The following is a 21,493-nucleotide window of genomic DNA, read 5'->3' as shown; positions in this document are numbered from 1 at the left end:
GTTCGGAACAAAGATCGTTTCTCTGCGGATTCGTCTGCCACAGAAGCAGAATTCCTGAGGAATTCAAGTTAAAGTTCCCAAATAGGTTCCCGCGGATATAAGAAAAGCGGAGAATAGAAATAAACAGCGAAATAAAAGGGCAGCGTTTTGACTATGTAATTGCACGCTGCAAAAAGGAGAATAAGGAGATCAGAAATGTTTCGCCGCTGCCCTTCTATGAGGAATGATCGGAGCAATTAAATGGTGCCGTCCCAGGTGGAAACGTTCGTCGATTTTCCTTCCTCCTCGTCAAACCAGCGGGTCGTGACCGTTTTGGTATCCGTATAGAAGCGAAAACCGTCCTTGCCCAGCACGTGCAGGTCACCAAAGAAGGACTGTTTGTGTCCGGAGAAAGTGAAATATCCGACGGGGACGGGAATCCCGACGTTGACGCCGACCATTCCGCCGTCCGTGCGGGCTGCAAACTCACGCGCGTAATGCCCGCTCTGGGTGAAAATAACGGAGCCGTTTGCAAATGGGTTCGCGTTCATAACGGCCAGTCCCTCTTCAAAGTCCCGGACGCGTTTGAAGCAGAGAACGGGGCCGAAAACCTCGTGGTCGCCGATCGTCATACCCGGCTCAACGCGGTCGAAAATAGTAGGCCCAAGGTAAAAACCGTTCTCATAGCCCTCTACTTTGACATTGCGCCCGTCCAAAACCAGCTCGGCGCCTTCGTCGATGCCCTTTTGGATCCAGTCCAGAATAAATTTGCGGTGGCCTTCGTTGACAACGGGTCCGAGCTTCGTCGCTTTCTCATAGGCCGGCCCGACCTTAATGCCTTTTGCCTGCCTGACAACCTCGGCAATCAGAGCATCCGCGACGTTTTCCTGTACAGCGACGACAGGCAGCGCCATGCAGCGCTCTCCCGCGCAGCCGAAGGATGCGTTGATAATTCCGGCAGCCGTCCTCTGAATGGGTGCGTCGCCTAAAACCAAGGCATGGTTTTTCGCTTCGCACAGGGCCTGCACGCGTTTCCCGTTTGCCGCCGCGGTGGAGTAAATATGCAGCCCGACTTCGGTGGAACCGACAAACGTAACGGCTTTAATGTCCGGATGTCTCAAAAGGATTTCGGATTCATTGCGCGAGCAGGTCACCACGTTGATGACTCCGTCGGGCAGGCCGGCTTCTTTATATAATTCGGCAAAGCGAAGCGCGGATTGCGGGGTAAAGGTGGCCGCTTTTAAAACCATCGTATTGCCGCAGGCAATGCAAATTGGCGTCATCCATCCCATGGGGATCATGGAGGGAAAATTCCAGGGAATAATACCGGCGCAAACGCCGAGCGGGATGCGGTAATTCACCGTGTCATACCCGCTGGAGGCATTCATCAGGCTGTCTCCCATCATGAGCGACGGAGCCGACAGAGCTTGCTCCGTTCCTTCCTTAGCTTTTAGAACGTCCCCTTCCGCTTCTTTCCAATTCTTACCGTTTTCTTTCGCGACAAGATAGGTAAGTTCATCCATATGTTCTACGATCAGCTCCCGCATGCGGTACAGAATCTGAACGCGTTTTGGAACCGGAGTCGAGGACCACGCGGGAAAAGCCGCTTTCGCGCTTGCGATGGCCCGCTCCACTTCTTCCTTTGTGCAGCGCGGGACCTTTGCGATCACTTCTCCGGTACTCGGATCATAAGCATCGCTGTAAACGTCCGTTTTTGATTCGATGAATTCCCCGTTAATAAAGCACTGCAGAGTTTTTGCTTCGGACATAATGATTTCCTCCCATGATGAATATATGAATTAATTTTGATAAACTATTGATTAATTTCAGATTCAATTATATATATTTATTGCTTTTTTTAGATTCGTATCAGAAATTATAGGCATAATTTTTAAATATTTTTTAAACATCGCCTTAATATGTTCATAATATTGCCTACATGTGCGATTTTTGATTGCTCTTAAACATTTTCTTATCGTCAAACAGCTGATGTGCAGTGCGCGAGGTATGAATAACGGCCCCGTTGGGGCCATCATACCAGCCGGGCTTAAACGGTTGCATAAGATCACTGCTATTGCTATACCCGGGCTCAACACAAAGCGTGTAGTCAAACTATTAAAAAGAGGGTACTCCCGCCGCCGGCACAGGAGTACCCTTTCTCTTTTGCGAAAGCAAAACAGAGCCCTCTATTTATACTTTTGTGTATTTCCCGCCGGACTCACCTGCTTTTCAAATTATAGAACATTTCGTTTTTATAGGCTTCCACACCCGGCTGATCGAAAGGATTTATGCCGATGAACGTTCCTGAGAGATAGCAGGCAAACTGGAAGAAATAAAACAGCTGTCCAAAATAATAAGGCGTCAGCTTGGGCAGTGTAATCACACTGCACGGGATTCCTCCATCGATGTGAGCTTTCACTGTGGCACGGAAAGCAATATCGTTGATTTCTTTGACTGTTTTTCCGTCGAGATAATCAAAACCGTCTTTGAATCTATCATCCGGCTTTACCACATAATCCTGCTCTACTGCTTCAACCTGAAGGAAAAGCTCCGAAAGGTCCCTTTTCCCATTCTGAATATATTGCCCGACGGAATGAAGGTCTTCCGAAAAAGAACACGCGACCGGATACAGACCTTCGTGATCTTTTCCCTCGCTTTCCGCGAAAAGCTGAACCCACCACTTTGCAAAGCATTCCAGATCCGGTTCAAAGAAGGACAGAAACTCCATCGCAAAGCCCTGTTTTTCCAGACAGCTGCGCACTGCCGCATAAGTCACGGCAGGGTTGTTGTGAAAGGGAGCCTTCTTGATCTCCAGTTCCATTTCCCTAGCGCCAAGGATCATCTGGTCAATATCGATCCCTGCAGCGGCGACAGGAAGCAGACCGACCGGTGACAGCACGGAATACCGCCCTCCGATGTCTGCGGGGAACGGCAAAAACAGACATCCGTTTTCATCTGCAAGACGGTTCAGGCTGCTGCCCTGCGTTCCGGTCGCAACAATTCTTTCTGAAAAATTTTCTCCGTGCTGCTCCCGTAGAAACCTGCGAAGGATTCGGAAAGAGAGACCCGGCTCCAGCGTTTCAAAATTTTTGGCGATCACATCAATATAAACGGATTTCCCTTTAAGCTTTTCCAAAAGCTCGTGAACGCGAATGCTGGAAAGGTTGTTCCCAGCATAGACCACTTCCACTTTGGAGTTTTTTGCAAGGGCCTCGACCACCGCACGCGCCCCGTTGTTGGAGCCTCCAACACCTACAAGCACAAACGCGTCCGCTTTTTCTTGAATCTCCCCGGCTTTGCGTTTTATCTGGTTTACAAGGTCCGGCGCGGTCCACTTTTCAACATCAAACCAGCCAAATACCCGTTCCGGATCTTCTTCTTTTTCTTTGAACAGTTGCTGAAGCAAATTTTTATTGCTTTCTATATAGGAATCCACCTTCGCTTTTCCAATAAAATCAACTGCGTTTTCAAAATTGAATCTTAACATGATTTCCTCCTGTAATGAAGATCGGGGATCACTGTAAACACACAAACATAAATGACAGGAAAGCAGGGCCGGCGTCTATCTGCCGCCGAGTGACCGGCAGAAGGCAATGACCTCCATAAAACGGCGCCTTCCTTAATTTTTTCCTTAACCGCTTGCTCATGCTGCGGAGGGCAGATATTCTTGACGCGATGCCATATCATTTCATCGCTGAATCTTTTGTCATAATTTCTTGGAACAAGATCACAGGTGCTCTGATACCACAGCAGCATTGCCGAACGCATTTTCTCCGCAATTGGTCTGTATTCCAGCCGGTCGATCTGATTTCTCTCTTCTTTCGGGTCTTCCTTCAAATTGTAAAATTCATCCCTGCCGCCGGTTCTCAGAACGTATTTATAATGCCCGTCGCAGATCATTGTTCCCTTTTCGTGAGCATCAGAGTCAAGCTGGGCCTGCTGCCTGGGCCAGTATTCACGTGTTCTGTCCGACGGATCGCCGCCATAGGCATGGTACTCGTCGCACTGCCGCTCGTACGGCATGCGCCCACCCTCGCAGAAGGCATATTGCTTTATTTGAATGCTTCTGTCCGCCAAAATCGTCCGCAGGCTTTTTCCGAAAGAATCGTGAGAGGAACTCACCTGTGCGAAATCCATCGCCGTGGCGTAAAAGTCCACCAGTTCCGCTACGCTCTCTGTGACGCCTGGGTCGACGGGTACTCCCTTTGGCGGCTTAATCAGAAGCGGTACGTTGGTCAGACAGTTTTCAAACGTATTCTGCGCTTTTTCCGGCAGATCGAAATCACCCGTGTAATCTCCATGGTCACTGAAGAAAAAGATCGCGGCATTATCATAGCGGCCCGCAGCTTTTAAGGCATCGCAGATTTTCTGAAACTGTTCGTCGACTTTTATGCACATGCCAAGGTAACAGGCCCGAAGTTCCGTCCAGTCCCGTTCCGTATAGCGACCTAAGGCCATGTACTCGCGCAGCCGCTCTTCCATTGGCGGTTTGCCCGCCTCTGGCAGCACCCGCGCTCTTGGCGGGAGCTTTGTCCTGTCGACTGCCGAAAAATAGGGGTCTTCTACCGCATAGGGCGGATGCGGTGCCATCAGGCCGAGAAACAGGCAGAGGGGGCGGTCCGAATGGAAGGACAGAATTCGTTTTGCCGCACCGTCGACCGCCTCGTCATCCGAAGAATAATTTCTGCCGTCCCGATCCTTTTTTAATTTGCCTCGGTAGAACGAGTAATAATTTTTGTCACCCGGTTTTCCTCGCGGGTCTGGCTGTTCCGGTCCCGGAGCCGCGGGCGCGTCTCCGCCGTAAAAAATTTCACTTGCGTGTTGTTCCAAAAGTCCCGGAATCTGACCGGCGACCAGATCGTTTCTGGCATTCATCCAGACATAATAGCCGGCGTCCTTCAGTTCGCTGAAAAGCGATGGCTCTCCTTCCCGGAGCAGATACTGCATAGTCCTGTGGCCCCTCACATGCGGGTAAAGGCCGGTCGCAAAACTGCAGCGGCTTGGAACACAGACCGGATTCTGGCAAAAGGCATTGCGAAAAGAAACCGCGTCCCTTTGAGCGAATCGATCCAGATTCGGAGTAATCGCCGCGGGATTTCCCAAATGTCCAAGGGCGTCGGCCCTCATTTGGTCCGGATTGAATATAATGATGTCCGGTCGCCGATCCATACATACAGTCCCCCTTCATTGAAAAAAATCCCGTACTGCCGAATGCACAAACGAATTTGCACTCGGCAGACCTTGGGAATGGAAATACCAATCAATTATTCGGACGTTTCAACCTCCTTCTCCTTTAAACGCAGTGCCTTGATTTCCTGTTCCATTTTCAATTCTCCCGCCCGGTCCATGGGGTAGTATTTCATGGCAATCAGAGAACAGATGTAACCCGCAATAGGGAGGAGCGTCGTCAAATACAGAATCGCCTGCAGTGTCCCGCTTCCCTGCTGCGTCAGCTTGGCATTGTATCCGGTGGAACTCAGGATCGCACCGGCAAAAAACATGCTGAACGCCTGACAGCATTTGTTGACAAAAGTAAAGGTGGAATTGACAAGCGCGGAACCGTCGCGGCCTGTCTTTAACTGAGCATAGTTGGCTGAATCGAGGACGGCGGAACGGCTCACCAGGTTATTGAAATTGAACGTAATGGTAATGGCGATATAAGTAAACATGACTGCGGCGACATTCGGGCTTCCGAACAGCAGAGGAAGCGTAAAAAGAATCGCAAGGGACTCAACTCCGATAATCAGCTTCCGTTTGCCGGCTTTGGCTACCATCGGTTTGATGACCGGAACCAGAACAAAGGAAACGACAAGCCCGACATAGCCGAGCCAGTTGATCAGATCTGTCCGTCCGCCCATGTTGTACTTGAAAAAATACATACGGAGGGCCGTGGAAATCTGATAGGCAAACATATCGGTGCCATAGGCAATCAGCACGCAGATCAGGGCGCGGTTTTGGGTGATGACGGAAAATGTTTCTTTTAGCGTGTGCTTCTTCTCTTTCTCTTTTTGAACCGCCACATACGGCCTGTAAACGTCCAGCCTCTTCGCGGACTGAGCGGAAACAATGAACAGAACGGTAGAAATCACGGCGATAATGATACTCACGACGAACCATGACCGCGAATTGTCCTGACCTCCGAATAGGTCGAGAAGCGGAAGGACAAAAGAAGTGATGACAAGGTTGCCGATAGAGCCGAACGCCTGGAAAATCGCCTGAATTCTCGTGCGTTTCGCAACATCATTAGAAAGAATAATCGGCAGCGCAAGCTGCGGGATCTGCACGACCGTCCATGCCAAGCTGTACATGATGTAGCAGATGTAAGCGTAAATCACTTTACCTGTGACGCTGAGGTTGGGTGTCGTAAACATCAGCACAAAGATTATGCCGAGAAAAGGCGAGCCAAAAATGATAAATCCACGGTATTTTCCAAATCTTTTTGTATTGGTCCGGTCAACGATCATGCCCATCAGCGGATCGGTGACGGCGTCAATTAAACGGGCCACCATAAAAATAGTGCCCGCCACGAGCGCGGAGACCCCCAGGATGTTGGTGTAAAAATACATTACATAGGTGCCGACGAAAAGAAAAATAAGGTTATTGGCAAGGTTCCCGACACTGTACTCCCAAATATTTTTTTCGGGTGCTTCCATCATTTCAGCCTTTGAGCTAGAATCCATTTTACACTCTCCTCCAAATGTCGTTTATTGGACTGTGACCTTGCAGGTGTAGCTGCGCCTTCCCAAAACGTCAGCGGGTTTTCCCGTCAGTGCGACCTGCCCCCTGAGCGGCAGATCATGCGCATTCGTGCCAACCATAAGGTCCAGTACGCCCGGCTCCACGACAAAAGCCATGTCCTCGTTGTAATAACCAAGCTGCGCGGTATCGAGCGTGAACCTTACCGTTTTTCTCTCACCTTCTTTCAGGGAAACCCTCACAAAACCGGCAAGCTGTTTATTTGGACGGACAATATGCGCACCGTTAAAATGAGTATAGAGCTGTACAACCTCGTCCCCTGGGCACCCGCCCGTATTGGAGACGCTGCAGCTGATATGAATTTCCCCATCCGTTGGCATCTGCTTTTCTTCCACAGAAAAATCCGACAGATGAAAATCGGTATAACTGAGGCCGTAACCGAAGGGATAAAGGGGAGTATTGTCTTCATCAACATAGCCCCCGGAAAAAATATCTGAACAAAACTGTTCGTCACCGGTGTCGGCATAGCCGCTGCCCGTCCTGTGGTTGTAATATACGGGCACCTGTCCCACGCTTCGCGGTATGGTAACGGGCAATTTCCCTCCCGGATTGGCCGTACCGTCCAGAACATCGGCAACCGCTCTCGCTCCATAAGGGCCGGGAAGCCATGCCTGCACAATGGCCTGCACATGTTTCTGCGCCCATCCGACCGAGAAGCACCCGGGCCCATACAGAACCAATACGACAGGTTTGCCGACGGCAGTGACCGTCTCCAGTAATTCCTCCTGGACGCCCGGGAGGTCAAGGTGACAACGGTCCTTTCCTTCCCCGCCGGTCACATTGACCCATCCGCAGTTTCCGCCGAGCGCCATGATGACAACGTCGCTCTGACGGGCAGCTTCGACCGCTTCCGGGAACCCGTCCTTAGAAAGATCGATGATCCCGCAGCCCTGTGCGTAGCGGACTTCAAAGCGGCTGTTCAAAACCTCCCGAAGGGAACGACTTCCCTCTTCACGGAGAACGGCATTCATATCGCTTATCCGAGCGACGTCTTTGCTGTCGAACATCGCGAAAACGGCATCGAACGGGCCTGCGGCTTTTTCTTTGTTTTCCAGTTTGGATTTTTTCCTTTCGTCCATGATCCCGTTAAAAGAGATCTGCTCTGCCCGCTCGGTGTTTTTACTGTTTTCAATCATCTCGACATAAGCCGGGTATGTATATCCGCTAACCGGATAGCGCAGGCTGTCGGCATGCGGTCCAATCACCGCCAGTCTTGCACCCTTTTTCAGCGGCAAAGTTCTAGTTTCGTTCTTTAGCAGAATCATTGACTTTTCGGCAATTATTTCGCTTATGTTTTGCTTTTCCGGTGCCGTCATGGAAACGGCGGCTTTCTCTTCCTCTACATAAGGATGTTCAAACAGGCCGCAGTTGAACTTGATCGTCAGGATCCGCCGCACGGATTCATCCAGCAAAGATTCCTCCAGCTGCCCATCCCGCACATAGTCCGGCAAGCTGCGGAACGCCTCCCCTACAGGAATCTCGGTGTCAAGCCCCGCCCTTTTCGCAAGGAGCCCGGCTTCCTGATAGGTGGCGGAAAGATGGAAGCAGTCAAACATCTTCCAGATCGCCCCTCCGTCCGAAGTCAGCATCCCCTGAAAGCCCATGGTGTCGCGGAGCAGCTTATGAGCGATTTCCCTGTTGGCTCCGACACAAAGCCCGTCAATTTCAGAATAAGACGCCATCATTCCGCCCACACCGGCCTCCTTGGCAACAGCCTCAAAGGGGGTCGCAAAAACCTCGTACAGCTCACGGGGATTTATCCGGGTCACCGCGGTGTTCAACCCGGCCTGCGTCTCTGCGTAACCGAGGAAATGTTTGGCAATGCAGCTGACTCCGGTATTCTGCATTCCGCGCACATAATGAATTCCCATCTGGCTGATCAGATAGGGGTCTTCCCCGAACGTCTCATAAGTTCTGCCCCACCTGGGGTCTCTTGAAACATCCACAACGGGGCTCATTGCTGAGTTGATTCCAACCGCGTGCGATTCTTTCCCAATCACGGCGCTCATCTTCTCCGCAAGGTCCGGCATCCATGTGGAGGCGACATTGAGCATCGCCGGAAAAATCGTTCCGCCTTTAGCCGGATATCCGCAGAGGTTTTCCGACTGCAGCGCGACCGGAATCCCCAGGCGGGTCTCCTCCATAAAAAAGTGCTGAATATCGTTGGTTGCGCGGGCAATCATCGCCGGGTCAATCAGCCCAACCAGAGAATACTGGGTGAAGCGGCCCAATCCGTCCGGAAACTTTTCCCTCAGCCTTGCGCGGTCCACCACGCCGTTAGCAATAAAGGAACCCGGCAAATCCCCGCACAGCTGCGCCGCTTTTTCTTCCAGCGTCATACGGGAAAGCAAATCTTCCACGCGTTTTTCCACCGGCTGCAAGCTGTCTTTGTAAATCTCCATCTGATAACCCCCTAAATATTTTATTTACAGAAGGAAAGCGGCCAATTAATTAAAGCTTTTAATTAATTGCGTGCTATTTCCTTTCCATAGGGTACAAACAGAAAAACGTATATTACTCCTCCAATAAAAATTTCCGCAGTACCTTCGCCGCACTGCCCTTCGCGCCGCGGTACAGGTCGAAAGAAAGAAACTCAATGCCGACTTCCTTCTCATTCAGCCCGTACAAATGCTTGGCGATTACATCCCGAAGCTTCTTTCGGTTGCACTCCTGTTTCATCAGATACCCATCCACCACCACTAATCCCGGGCTAATTAAATTGATCAGGTTCGCCAGTGAGATTCCAAGATATTCCACGGCGTGTTCCACAATTTCACAGACAGAAAGATCCCCCATCTGTTGTGCGCGCAAAACTGTTTTTATATCTAGGGCATCTGCCTTTTCTTCGGAAAGCAAGCTCCTTAAAACAGGAGCCTTCCCCTCTTTGCAGGCTTCTCTGCAAAAATTTAAAATCGCAGTTTCGCTCGCCACCGCATCCAGGCACCCGGCATGGCCGCAGGTTGGGCAGATCGGTCCGTCTGGCTGCGCAAGCGTATGTCCTATTTCTCCGGCGCCCGCCGTATAACCGGCAATTACATTCTCCTGAATCATCAAAGGGCAAGCAATTCCCTTCGATATATAGTAATAGGCAAAAATGTCAGGGCGCAATTTTCTCACAAGCAGTTCTTCCCCAATCGCCCTCATACGCACATTATTGTCTATCGTGACTCCCAGTCCTAATTCCCTTCTCAAATCTTCCATAAGGTTTTTCCCGTTCCAGGATTGTCTGGAGTTGCTCCGAATGACGCCCTTTTCGCTTTCAATAAAACCGGGAAGCCCGACACCGGCCCCCAACAATTTGTGTTGCGGCAAATGTGAGGCAATGTCTCTGATTTCTCCCGCCAATTCGGGAAGCATCCTGTCATATTCCTGGGGAGCAATTGGATATTCTCTCTGAAAGACAATCTTGCCAAGAAGGTCTGTTGCGCAGACCGTGGTACAATATGGTCCAAGTTCTGCACCCACCGCATAGGCCGCATCCGCTTTGAAGCTCAGCACAGACGGCTTACGCCCGCTCTGGGGATTGACCGGCGTTTCATCCGACAGGGGGGCTTCTTTCAGCAAGCCATCCGAAAGCATGGAAGCGACATTTGTTGTAATGGTCGGCAACGTCAATCCCAAAGCCTCCGCGATCTGGATTCTGGTGATCGGAGCGTATTTGTAGATCACTTTTTTAATGCGGACCCGGTTCAGCCTTTTGATTTCCAGCAGGCCATACCCTTTTTCTTCCATAGAGTTTTCAACTTTCTCTCTCAATTAATTAAAAGTTTTAAGTTTTAATAAAGAATAACACGTTTTCAAATTTTAGTCTACTCACAAATTTAATAATATATAGGATATTATTTTATATACATTTCAAATCAAAATTATGTTATCAGTTTCCAAACAGAGTGTTGCCGCCCCGGAAGCCGTCGCCTGGTCTTTCCGCATCGGTACAGCAAAGGCGCTATCATCTTTACATTAGGAAAACGGGTAACAGCGGCTGAAAATATTCCTTTTCGGCTTCGGCCTGTAGGAGCGATGGAATATATTGGAATCGAATATATTCTTTTTTTTACAAATGAAGACCCAAAAATTCTCTATCATTGATACTAAGAATTTCCATGTAACAGAGGGGTATTTCGAATGAAAAAAACGATTTGTCTTGCCGGACTTTTTCTAATTTTTTTCGCTTTCTTCCTCATCGGTGGAAAATCGGCTCTTGCAGATTCGATTTCCACCGGCGGGGATGTATCGGTCGACTTATCGGGTAATATCGCCGTCTATCCGGGCAAAGGCCTTGAGTTTACAATTACCGGGGACGCCACCTTCGTGGCGGGGACTTCCAATGTTGTCAGTTCCTGCCTAAGCAGCTGGACGGGAAGCAAGCATACTTACAGCCTCAGCGCGATCGGGGATCCCGGCTCCACTACGGGGCTTTATCTGTTAGTTCCGGGGAAACCTGCGCAAGAGTTCTGTATCCTCACCGTAGCCGAGGACCCCAACAGCGCAAAAGTCAAAGTACAGTCTGACACCACAGGCGATTTCACTCTGGCGAAAGGTCTTACATACCAGTTTAAAATCACGTCCCCGTATAATCCGTCGAGTAATACGCTGATGTTTGAAACGGACTCTCCCAATGTTGTCAGCACTCAGAGAATTGCAAAAGTCACCGATGGCGACGACTACTATTTCCGTATCGCCGCCACAGGGGAAGCGGGCCAAAGCGCAGGGATTTACGCTTATCTGACCGGGCAGGGCAGGAAGAAAATCTGCACGGTGACCGTAGGACCAAGGCTGCCCGACCCGCTCCTCCGGTCAGACACGACCCGCGACTTGGCGATCCTCCAGGGTTCCAGCTATCAGTTCAGGATCACATCACTGACCGGCGCGCCTGTTCGGTTCACCGCAGGTACTTCCGGCGTTTTCAGCACACTGCTGACGAAGCGTTCCGGCAACGATTACTATTACAAAATAGCGGCGTTGGGGAACCCGGGCTCCGTTACAGGGCTATACATGTCGGTTGCGGGAGAGCCCGCACAGAAAATATGTACCGCCTCCGTTTGCCAGCGGGGCTATTTCATTTCGGATACGAATCAGGATTTCAACCTGTTGGCGGGCTGTTCCTACACTTTTAAAATCACCGCGCCGGGTGCAAAAACAGTAGATCTCACGGCGGGCGCAGGAAATCGTGTTAAAGTGGCCGGCACCGGACGGTCGGGCGATGACTTTTATTTCACCGTTGGCGGCTGGGGGGCGGATCCCATGCAGGGCAGGATTTCTCCGGCTGTGAGAAGCGGCATTTATGTCTCGGTAGACGGTTTTCCGCCCCAAAAGGTATGTTCCGTCTACTTCGAAAGCTAGCCGGCACAGGGAGAAACCCGACAGGCTGTGGCAGCACGACCGGCCTGTGCGAAGGCCCCACCGGCTGAACTCCGGCCTGTAAGCAGACCAGTTTACAGGACGGCAGCGGCAATGGGGTAACCTACAAAGGCCAGCATCGCAATGCTGATCAGGGCTATCAGACCGCCGTACTTGAACATGACTTTCATATCCACCCAGCCGCTGCTGGCCACAACGGCCATCGGCATGGTCGAGGGCGGAGTAGCGAATGCATAAGAAGCCGCTGCGCCAATTAAGGAGGCCAGAGCAACCATGTTGATGTTGCCCATAGCGAGAGCAATTGGGGCGGAAATGGTGTAGAAAACAGTGGCGCATACAGTATTGGAGGCAAAGTTGGTCATGACGATACACAGGGTAGCAATGGCCAGGATGAATACGGTTTGGTTCATGCCGGAAACCAGAGGAGTCACATTTTTAATCAGGAATTTGGAGATGCCCACATTGTCCAGGACCAATGCACCGCTAAGGACCAGCACGGCGGAGTTGAAGATCAGGGCGCTCCAAGGCACACCGTGGGTAGCGGCGTCCTTATAGTTCATAATGGGCTTGCCATCCACTTCTATCACACACATGATGATGATTGCGATCATGACGGGCACTGCGTTGCCCAAACCAGCCAGGTAGCCCCCCGCCGCAGGTATAATGTTCTTCAGGAAGCCCTGCAGGATCCAGACGGCGATAACGCCGGCAAACAGGCCGGCCGCTATTTTTTCCTGCTTGCTCATGGGCGGCAAATCATTGCGCAGCTTGGTTGCATCATAGTTGGCCAGCTTGTTCAGATCGGGATGGTACAGAAAGCGGTAAACCAAAATCAGTGCCGTAAAAATCAGAAGGCCGGTTGCTATGCCGAAGGCGCTGTAGGCAATGATGTTTACACTCAAACCGGTTTGTTCCTGCAACAGCTGGATGGGAATCAGGATGATGGCGTGGCCCAAAGGGGTATTGGCGGAGCCAATACCCACGGAAATCCCCAGGCCCAGTACCAACATCTGGGGGAAACGGTCGCCCTTTTCATACTCAAGCTCTTTAAAAATCTGTTCTGCAATCGGGAGGAAAATCAACAGAGCAGCTGTTTGAGACATGAAAGAAGCCATAACCATCGCGCCGAAAAGGAACATGGTCACAAACATCCACGGGCTCTTCTGCGCCAGTTTATTGGTGAAAAACCACACGGCCAGCCGGCGGGAGAGTCCTACCTGAGACAGCGTGTAGCTCATCATGAAGAATACCATCAGGAATGCAATGGTGGCGTTGCCAAATCCGCTTTTGAAAATTTCGGCAGGTTTCATAATCTGAAACGCCGCCAGAATCGCCATACATAGAAAACTGGGCCAGTCAATGCCAATAAAGTTCCACATCAACATGATACCGATAAAAATACCGATTACCTGCATGCTGGTGGAAGTCAGGCCGGCCGGTGCCGGAACAAATTGAAACAGCAGGATAAACGCCAAAGACAGGATCATCATGATCAGTTTGCTTTGATTCTTTTTCATTGCAACTCCTCTTCCCTATTGATTGCCTTATTCGCCGTATTCTTCTTTCAGGCAGTCCCTGAGAGCATCCACAGCGAGCTCATCCAGGTTTTTGCCCTCCCGTATGGCCAGAGCCGCCGCGTAGCCGGCTGACTCGCCCACATTCATCATGATAGGCATTACGCGTATCGCCCCAAACGCCTTGGTGTCCGCGCTGAGGCACCTGCCCGCAACGATAGTCCGGTGAAGTCCCCTGGGCAGCAAACAGCGGTAGGGGATGTAATACACGCCCGGCAGCATTTTCCATACGACCGAATTGGTCGCCGGATCGTGGATGTCCATGGGATAGCAGCCGCAGGCCACCCGGTCGTCAAAACGGGTCATCTGCTCCAGATCCCGGATGGACAAAGTGTATACGCCGCAGATTTTGCGGGCATCCCGCACCCCCACACTGGAGGCAATACCGGAAATGTACGCTTGTTGCATGCCGGAAACCTTTTGCTGGACGAAGTGAAAAATGGGTTCGATCTGAGCGCGGGCTTCAATGATACCCCGTGTGGAGTCTGCCGTGTCCTCGTAGTCGAATTTGGTCCGCGTGACATTCAAGCTCACATCCTTCGTTCCCGGGATAGGAGTGAACGCCAGGATGCTGCCCTTCAGAATTCCTTCTTCACGGCCCCGCCGGATAGTCTCATCCAGCCGATCGCTGTGTACAAAGGCATCCACCGCCTCCAGGTCCACGTTTGAAATACGAAACATCAGTGTGGCTATCATTCTGTTCTCCGCCCGGACCGCCACCGTTTCACCCCCCAGGGCACGGATCAGCGCAGCATTTCCGCTTGCATCGATCAGATAGCGGCTCGTTAGTTCCAGGGTTTGATAAGCGCCCCTGGCGGCGATAGTACATGTTTCCTGTTTCTCCCGCGCGCCGGTCAGTTCTGTTTCATAAAACAGGGTGATACCGGCTTCCACTGCCATTTGCTCCAAAAGCAGTTTGAGCATTTCGGGATTATAGCGCAGGCGGTCGACCTTCACGTCCTTATTGGACGACATGGGGACGGCGAAATAGTATGCCGCATATCCGCTCCGGATCATCCGTTCGAAGATTTCCCGCTCAATCCCCCGATAGAGCGGCGCGCCATGGAAACCGGCTGCATTCATTTCTGTAAGGCCCGAACTCGTTGCCATTCCGCCCAAGCAGGTGCCCTTTTCAACCACCGCCACGCTCAGCCCCTCCCGGGCCGCCGCGATGGCGCTGAGGGTTCCTGCGGTCCCGCCGCCTACCACAATCACGTCAAATGTATTTTTGATTTCCACTTAATCCCTCCTAGGATTATGATTTGATGACTGGCACGGCATCCGCCGTGTTTTTCCCATTTCCTGGCGTATTCCTCCGGGAGGCGCCCCTGATTTTTTGCTCGCGGGCTTCAAGGCCGCCTATGATTATCAGTTTAGCCAAGAAACCTGGCCAACGCAATTTCAATTTGGAATCCTGTGTTTTGAAAATTGAATAAGTACATAGATTCTCGCAATATGGATTCCATTTTGGAATCGGATATCAAATTGGAAAATAACATTTCCAATTTGATATCCAATTCCGGAAGGTTTGTTTTGGACTTCCGTTGTCTTTCTTTTTTTGACGTGCTATTATTAAATCGTTACAGCATAACGTACAAGGAGGGCGTGGCTTGATGGATTTGTTTCAGATAAAATGCTTTATTCATATCGTAGATCAAAAGAGCTTTACCAAGGCAGCTTTTGAAGTATCGATCTCCCAGTCCGCGCTGTCCAAAAATATAAGTAAACTTGAAAAGGAACTGGGCATCCAGCTTTTCGACCGCAGCAAACGGTTAGCCACCCTGACTCCGGCAGGTCATGAATTTGAATCTTACGCCCGAAAAATTCAGACCGATTACGACGCTTTGCTTTCGGCAGTCAAGCGGTTCTCCACGAGCGGCCACCTGCATATAGGCAGCGTAGAACACATGGGCCGCGTGGGCCTTACTGCACCGATTTCCTCGTTTCTAAAACAGTATCCTGACAAAAGCGTCTCCATCGACATTGAAAAAGGAGATACCGTGGGACTGATGAATCAGCTGATGGCCGGAAAAATCGACATGGCCTTTATAGCCCACATCATTTCTCCCATTTCCAAAACCTCAAACATCGATGCATATCAGTTAGGGCAGTACCGTCTCTACACTCTTTTGTTAGATGAATATCATGTGATTATTGGTCCCCAGCACAAATTTGCGAAGCGCGAGACGATCTCCTGGCAGGAGCTTGCCGCCGAACGGCTGGTGATTCTGAACGAAAGCTACAGCTTGAATACCATAATCCGGGAAACCTTCCGCCAGTGCGGACTGCGGCCCGACATCGTCTTTGAATGCGACCAGGTGGATACCATTTTGGGTTTGGTAGAAGAAAATTTCGGCGTATCCCTTCTCTCGAAACGGATCGCAACCACGAAATACAACGTGGTTGCGATCCGGATGGATTCCCCGATTACCCGCAACACTGTTCTGGTTATTCCAAAAGAGGTCGAATCCCATCAGCGCCTCGCGGGGCAATTTGCGCACCATATCATAAATTATTACGAAGACATGACCGGCGGGTCCTCCATCCGCGTAGTTTCCGGGCAGTCTTAACCTGGGAATAAGCCCGGCTTCCTGTTCTTCCGGCGCATTCGCAAGTTTACTATTCCAGCTTTGCAGTCCGAATCAGAAATTCCGCCGCCTGTTCCAGCGGAACCTGAAATTTATTTCTCACGGCGATATAGCTTAAAGAAACAGCGGCCGCCCCACAAAGGGGCGGCCGCTGTCAATAGAACCAATACGGTTTAACTTGCTGTAAATCGAAATTGACGTAAATTGGCATTGCATCATATTATATAACAATTCTGTATTTCGGAGGGATAAAATGAGCAGTTATAGTTGCTCTCGCACCTATTATTTAAGATGTTTGCAAGAAAACGCTGATCATATTGAAGTTCAGTCCATTTCTGAAAATGCACAAAACGGCGACGTTGAGAGCGAACGTCAACTTGATCCGAATTCCTCTCAGGACAGCGACGAAGACAGAGAATTCCGGTTTCACGAACGCTTGAGCGACGAACGCCGGCCTTTCGGGAAAAATCCGAAAAGAACGGGCGCTGACGGCGAAGCTCAGTCCTATTCTCAGATTTTAAGAGATTTTGCCGATCAGATGGGAGATCAGCCCGGCTCAAACATTCTACGTGACGTGGCCGATAAAAAAGAACACCGTTCCGAGATATCGCCGTAAATGAACAGAGCGGCCCTTACGGACTGGTCTTTTATTTTCACTTTCAGAATGGCCGTCCCTTTGCGGGGCGGCCATTGTTTACCAGCCGCCGTGTAATCACGCCCGTATCCATGCGGCAGGTTGCCGTGGAGCCGGCGGGAGAACCGGGTCGGAACTGTTATCGAAATCAGGATAAAAAGGTGTAATTTTTCGTATCGTTCCACATCCGGTCAAATTCTTTCTCATATTCGCCCGCAATTGTTTCGTTGGCGACAACAACCAGATTCTCATCGTTTTTTTTCTGCGCGGAAGCGGTATAATTATAGCTTCCGGTTGTAACGGACGAATCGTCGATGATGGATACTTTCAGATGCATGATACCGGAATGGGAATTGACTTTCACGGGGATGCCCGCGTTTTTTACGATCTTCAAACATGCTTTCTGGCTGGATGCGCCGGAGCACTCTTTATCTGAAATCAAGCGGACCGCCACGCCGCGCTTTTTGTCTCCCGCGATCGCGTCCGCAACTTTTTTGTCTGTGAAGCTGTAGATGGCAACATCCAGCCTCTTCTCCGCCGAGCCGATTTCCTCTATTAATTTCCCCTCCGCATCCTGTCCCGCTCTCGGGAAATACACCGAGACGGACGATCCGGATACCGCAGCTGACACCGGAGCCGCAGGAACGTTTTCCATTTGGCTGAACAACTGACTGGCGGTGTCATGAAAGGCAGAGCATCCTGAAATTCCCAAAGCCAACGTCACAGTCAAAATCAACGTAAACAATCTTTTCTTCATGAAGTCGCTCCTTATACGCATTTTTAAGGGTCTTTCCCGTACAATATCCCATCAGGGCGGATTGGACCGGATCGTTCCCCATGGTAACCCACGGGTCATTCGGAAGCCTTCCTTTTCGTGCCGTTTCGGTTTAAGAATTGCGAAAGAAAACCGCCAGCTTAGGCCGGCGGTTTTCTTTCTATCGCAACAATCCGTCAGATAAAGATTACAAAAGACCGCGCTGAACCCCGGCGCGGCAAACAAAAAGAAACGCGGAACTCCATTGTCCCTTTAACGCGGAGACCCATGAGATTCCACATTGCCGATTTTTCTCAGACAATAGATGAGAGTATCCCGCTCCTGCTGGGTAAAGGGGCTCAGAGCAACATCATTCAAATCATCGATGACCCGAAGCACATCGTCCTTCATGGCCTTTCCCTCTTCGGTCAGCACAACCTGGATACTTCTCCGGTCGTTGGGGTCCAATTCCCGGTCGATCACTCCCCTCTTCTGCATACGGTCCAGAACGCCGGAGATCGTGGAATTTTCCAGGCGAAGTTCCTTGGCGATCTCCTTCGGGGTGCAGGGCCCATAGGTCCACAGACAGTTAAGTACGCCATACTGACCGGGAGTAATGCCATAAGGTGCCAGGCCGGCGGCAAAGTTCATAAAAATTTCGTGCTGAGCGACTGTCAAAAGATAATTGATGCAAAAAGAAAAATCCATAATATACCAATCCCGTTTTGAAATTAAACACGCCATCCTGCCATACGAGCAGCAAAGATCGGGGCCTTGCTTCAGAACGCTCTGTTTTCCGGCATATTTTACGCCCGGCAAAGCAAGTTTTCGCAGCCATTTCCGAAGACAAGATACCCTGTGCAGAACGCCGTTTCAAAAAATTAAGCTGTAAGCGGTCCTTCCGCTGACCGGAAAGACCGTTTGCAGCATTATAACATAATTATTGGTGAAATTCTATACTGAATACGAAATATTTCACTTTTTTATCACGCAGAAACAAATCCGCCGCATCTCAGAAGAAAAATTGGAATGGAGTTTCTGCGGCTTATGAGACGCGGCTGAACGGCACGGCAATGGAAGCAAAGTTTCTCAGCGGAACAAAGAGCCGCTGATGACCAGCTTCTGGATTTCGTTTGTTCCCTCGTAGATCTGGGTGATCTTGGCGTCGCGCATCATGCGTTCCACATCGTAGCCCTTCATGTAGCCGTTGCCGCCCAGGAGCTGGACCGCCTCGGTGGTGACTTTCATCGCGGTGTCGGTGCAGGTCAGTTTCGCCATGGCGGCGGGGACGCTGTAGGCTTTCTCCTCCTCCTTGAACATGGCGGCCCTGTAGAGGATCAGCTCAGCCTTCTGGATGTCGGTCTGGAGTTCCGCCATCTTGAAAGCCAGATACTGCTGCTTGAAGAGTGGCCTGCCGAACTGTTCACGCTCCTTCATATACTGACGGGCGATTTCAAAGGCGCCTTTGGCAATGCCCAGCGCCTGGGCTCCCACGCCGATGCGGCCGCCGTCCAGCGTCTTCATGGCCAGCTTGAAACCCTCGCCGGGTTTGGCGATCATGTTTTCCGCCGGGACACGGACGTTGTCCAGATGCAGGTCGGAAACCTGGGCGCTGCGGATGCCCATTTTGTCCTCGATATGGCCGACGGTGAAGCCGGGGGTCCCCTTCTCCACGACGAAAGCCGCCATCCCTTTTGTGCCAAGCTCGGGGTCGGTAAGGCTGTAGATCACCGAGTAGTCGGCGAGCGGGCCGTTCGTATTAAAGCACTTGCCGCCATTCAGAATGTAGGAATCCCCGTCTTTTGTGGCCACGGTCTTCTGGCCGGCGGCGTCGGAGCCGGCGGTGTGCTCGGTGAGGCCGAAGGATCCGATGCAGCGGCCGCTGGCAATGGGTTCCAGAAATTTCTTTTTAATATTGTCCGGAGCGGAAGAATTCATGATGCTGCCGCCATAAAGGGAAGTGTCCACGGAGAAGGAGATGCCGAATGCGGCGTCCACTTTGGAAACCTCCTCAACGGCAAGGATATAGGCCAGATAGCTGCCTCCCTGGCCGCCGAACTTCTCGGGATAAGGCAGGCCGTAGAGGCCGGTCTTGCCCAGTTCCTTAAATGCCTCCAGGGGAAATTCACTGTTGGCGTCCCGCTCCCGCACTCCCGGGAGCAGCTTTTTTTCAGTAAATTCGCGCACCATCTTCTGAATCTGTTCTTGCTCTTGCGTCAGCTCAAAATTCATGAAAACTCATCCTTTCTGTCGATACCCTGACGGGTAAAATTATGAAATAGGTGTATGTTCTAATGCAAATAATTTTATATACAAACTACGCATTGCCATTGGCCGCTTTCTTTGTCAACGATCCGGCCTTGCTCAGATCGGAGGGAAGCGGAAGCGTCCTTCCAGAGGGTCTGATGAAGGGCGCTCCGCAGCAAGAGGGAGCAGACAGCCGGGTCTCAGAGTCCCAAGACAGCCAAACCAATGAAGAGGAAGCAGGCGATGAAGGGAACCACGATCTGGGTGATGAAAATATCGAAATAGGCTTCCTTGTGGGTAAGCTTGCAGATGCCCAGCAGGGTAATCTGAGCGCCTTGGTGGGGCAGGCTGTCCAGAGTGCCGGCAGCGATGGCGGCAATCCGGTGGACATAGGGCAGCGGGGCACCCAGCGCTATGTATGTTTTTTTCAACGCGTCAAAGGCCACGCCCATACCGCCGGAGGCCGAACCGCAGACACCGGCGCACACGGCCACAGTGATCATGACGAAGAACAGGGGGTGCATGTGCAGATTCTTCAGCGAGGCCACCAAATCCGTAAAGCCCTGCGTGTTCTTCACCACGCCGCCGAACCCCACCACGATGGCAGTGTTCAGGATGGCCACGCCGGAGTCGGCGGCACCTTTGTTGAAAATCTTGACCCAGGCGCTGATGCCGCCCCGGATGCGGGAAAACATCAGGATCATCGCCACGATGATGCCGATCATGACGGAAGTCTCAACCGGCAGGCCCTTTCCGTTAAAGAGAGGAGCATTGAAAAAAAACAGGATCAGGATAATGGGAATGACGGCCACGATGACGTTGGGCAGGGCCTCGTCCTCCTCGCCCTGGAGCTCCTCAGGGGAAAGCTGGGTCTGCAGGCGGTCGTCGGCAAACAGGAAACCCCTTTTGGTGAAGGAGCGGGAACGCCACTCCAGCCACACGAAGATCATCACATAAGAGGCGATGGTGATGATGAGGGAAGGCAGAAAAGCCGCGGTGGCCGGGGTGCCCAGAGAGGTCATCGGGATGACGTTCTGGATGGAGGGGGAGCCGGGGCCGTACATGGACCAGGTCCAGCAGCCGGCTGAGATGGCGGCCGGGATAAGCCGGCGGGTCAGGTTTGCCTCGCGGAACAGTTGAAGCGCGATGGGATAGACAACGAAGAACACCACAAAACCGGAGATTCCTCCGTAGGTCAGGATGCCGGTAATGGTCATGATGATGGGGGCAACCAGCTTCCCCTTGCACAGGCCGGTGATGCTTCTGGCTATGGACTTGGCGGCGCCGGTGAACTGATAAACGGCACCGAACAGCGCGCCCACGAAAAACACCAGGAAGTACTGGGTGATGTAGCTGGTAGCTGCCGGCATGAACTGCTCCTTCAGGCCCGTCAGGATGGCAACCGGATGTCCGACAAGGAGCGCCGAGACGACGATCACAAAAATGGTGACCAGGGGTGCCAGGATGAGTGCGCTGAACTGTTTGAATGCCAAAACGCCGAAGAGGATGATGGCAATCACCAGGATAAGAATGCTCATATTCAAAGGCTACCACTCCTTCATTGTTTGTTTCCAGCTTTTAACGATCGCGGGGGGTAAGG

At 51.4% G+C, this 21,493-nt stretch carries 15 protein-coding genes; 3 read left to right on the top strand and 12 right to left on the bottom strand.

Features of this window, described 5'->3' with window-relative positions:
- Positions 1-236: 236 nt before the first annotated feature.
- The 6 genes from VA597_RS05775 to VA597_RS05750 form a co-directional block, all read right to left on the bottom strand.
- The gene (locus tag VA597_RS05775) at positions 237-1,748 is read right to left on the bottom strand and encodes a CoA-acylating methylmalonate-semialdehyde dehydrogenase (protein WP_128741856.1); all 1,512 of its coding nucleotides are present in this window, start codon (positions 1,746-1,748) and stop codon (positions 237-239) included.
- 449 nt (positions 1,749-2,197) lie between these two features.
- A complete protein-coding gene (locus VA597_RS05770; protein WP_326975505.1) occupies positions 2,198-3,466 on the bottom strand; it encodes a glucose-6-phosphate isomerase in 1,269 nt (422 codons plus the stop codon).
- Positions 3,460-5,148 carry a sulfatase-like hydrolase/transferase gene (locus VA597_RS05765; RefSeq protein ID WP_326975504.1) on the bottom strand — a complete coding sequence of 563 codons (1,689 nt, stop codon included), beginning with the start codon at positions 5,146-5,148 and terminating at the stop codon, positions 3,460-3,462. The genes VA597_RS05770 and VA597_RS05765 overlap by 7 nt, the downstream gene beginning before the upstream one ends.
- A 95-nt stretch (positions 5,149-5,243) precedes the next feature.
- Positions 5,244-6,659, bottom strand: coding sequence for an MFS transporter (locus tag VA597_RS05760; RefSeq protein WP_128741853.1), 1,416 nt, complete (start codon positions 6,657-6,659; stop codon positions 5,244-5,246).
- A 24-nt stretch (positions 6,660-6,683) separates the two neighbouring features.
- Positions 6,684-9,137: a glycoside hydrolase family 3 N-terminal domain-containing protein gene (locus VA597_RS05755; RefSeq protein ID WP_326975503.1), complete on the bottom strand. Its 2,454-nt coding sequence runs from the start codon at positions 9,135-9,137 to the stop codon at positions 6,684-6,686.
- Between the two features lie 112 nt (positions 9,138-9,249).
- Positions 9,250-10,467: an ROK family protein gene (locus VA597_RS05750; protein ID WP_326975502.1), complete on the bottom strand. Its 1,218-nt coding sequence runs from the start codon at positions 10,465-10,467 to the stop codon at positions 9,250-9,252.
- A 393-nt stretch (positions 10,468-10,860) separates the two neighbouring features.
- Between VA597_RS05750 and VA597_RS05745 the strand changes: the two genes are divergently transcribed.
- Positions 10,861-12,078, top strand: a complete 1,218-nt coding sequence (locus tag VA597_RS05745; protein ID WP_128741850.1) for a hypothetical protein — start codon at positions 10,861-10,863, stop codon at positions 12,076-12,078.
- Positions 12,079-12,170: 92 nt separating this feature from the next.
- On the opposite strand, the gene VA597_RS05740 is transcribed toward VA597_RS05745, so the two are convergent.
- Positions 12,171-13,613, bottom strand: a complete 1,443-nt coding sequence (locus VA597_RS05740; RefSeq protein ID WP_128741849.1) for an SLC13 family permease — start codon at positions 13,611-13,613, stop codon at positions 12,171-12,173.
- Positions 13,614-13,640: 27 nt separating this feature from the next.
- Positions 13,641-14,909, bottom strand: coding sequence for an FAD-dependent oxidoreductase (locus tag VA597_RS05735; RefSeq protein WP_128741848.1), 1,269 nt, complete (start codon positions 14,907-14,909; stop codon positions 13,641-13,643).
- 374 nt (positions 14,910-15,283) lie between these two features.
- Between VA597_RS05735 and VA597_RS05730 the strand changes: the two genes are divergently transcribed.
- Both VA597_RS05730 and VA597_RS05725 read left to right on the top strand, forming a co-directional pair.
- Positions 15,284-16,240, top strand: coding sequence for a LysR family transcriptional regulator (locus VA597_RS05730; protein ID WP_243112752.1), 957 nt, complete (start codon positions 15,284-15,286; stop codon positions 16,238-16,240).
- A gap of 271 nt (positions 16,241-16,511) precedes the next feature.
- Positions 16,512-16,874, top strand: a complete 363-nt coding sequence (locus VA597_RS05725) for a hypothetical protein (protein WP_128741846.1) — start codon at positions 16,512-16,514, stop codon at positions 16,872-16,874.
- 166 nt (positions 16,875-17,040) lie between these two features.
- Here the strand turns inward: VA597_RS05725 and VA597_RS05720 are convergent, their stop codons facing one another.
- The 4 genes from VA597_RS05720 to VA597_RS05705 all read right to left on the bottom strand — a co-directional run bounded on the left by VA597_RS05720 (position 17,041) and on the right by VA597_RS05705 (position 21,431).
- Positions 17,041-17,649 (bottom strand): phospholipase D family nuclease, encoded by a 609-nt coding sequence (locus VA597_RS05720; RefSeq protein WP_205703203.1) that lies wholly within the window; start codon positions 17,647-17,649, stop codon positions 17,041-17,043.
- Between the two features lie 270 nt (positions 17,650-17,919).
- Entirely contained in the window at positions 17,920-18,354 is a 435-nt protein-coding gene (locus tag VA597_RS05715; protein WP_205703202.1) for a MarR family winged helix-turn-helix transcriptional regulator, read from the bottom strand.
- 381 nt (positions 18,355-18,735) lie between these two features.
- Entirely contained in the window at positions 18,736-19,878 is a 1,143-nt protein-coding gene (locus tag VA597_RS05710) for an acyl-CoA dehydrogenase family protein (protein ID WP_128741845.1), read from the bottom strand.
- Positions 19,879-20,093: 215 nt separating this feature from the next.
- Entirely contained in the window at positions 20,094-21,431 is a 1,338-nt protein-coding gene (locus tag VA597_RS05705; RefSeq protein WP_442861474.1) for a GntP family permease, read from the bottom strand.
- Between the last annotated feature and the right edge of the window lie 62 nt (positions 21,432-21,493).

The sequence above is a fragment of the Caproicibacter sp. BJN0012 genome (assembly GCF_035986805.1).
Taxonomy (GTDB): Bacteria; Bacillota; Clostridia; order Oscillospirales; family Acutalibacteraceae; genus Caproicibacter.
The sequence above is the reverse complement of the archived record's forward strand: the minus strand, read 5'-3'. Positions and strand labels throughout refer to the sequence as shown.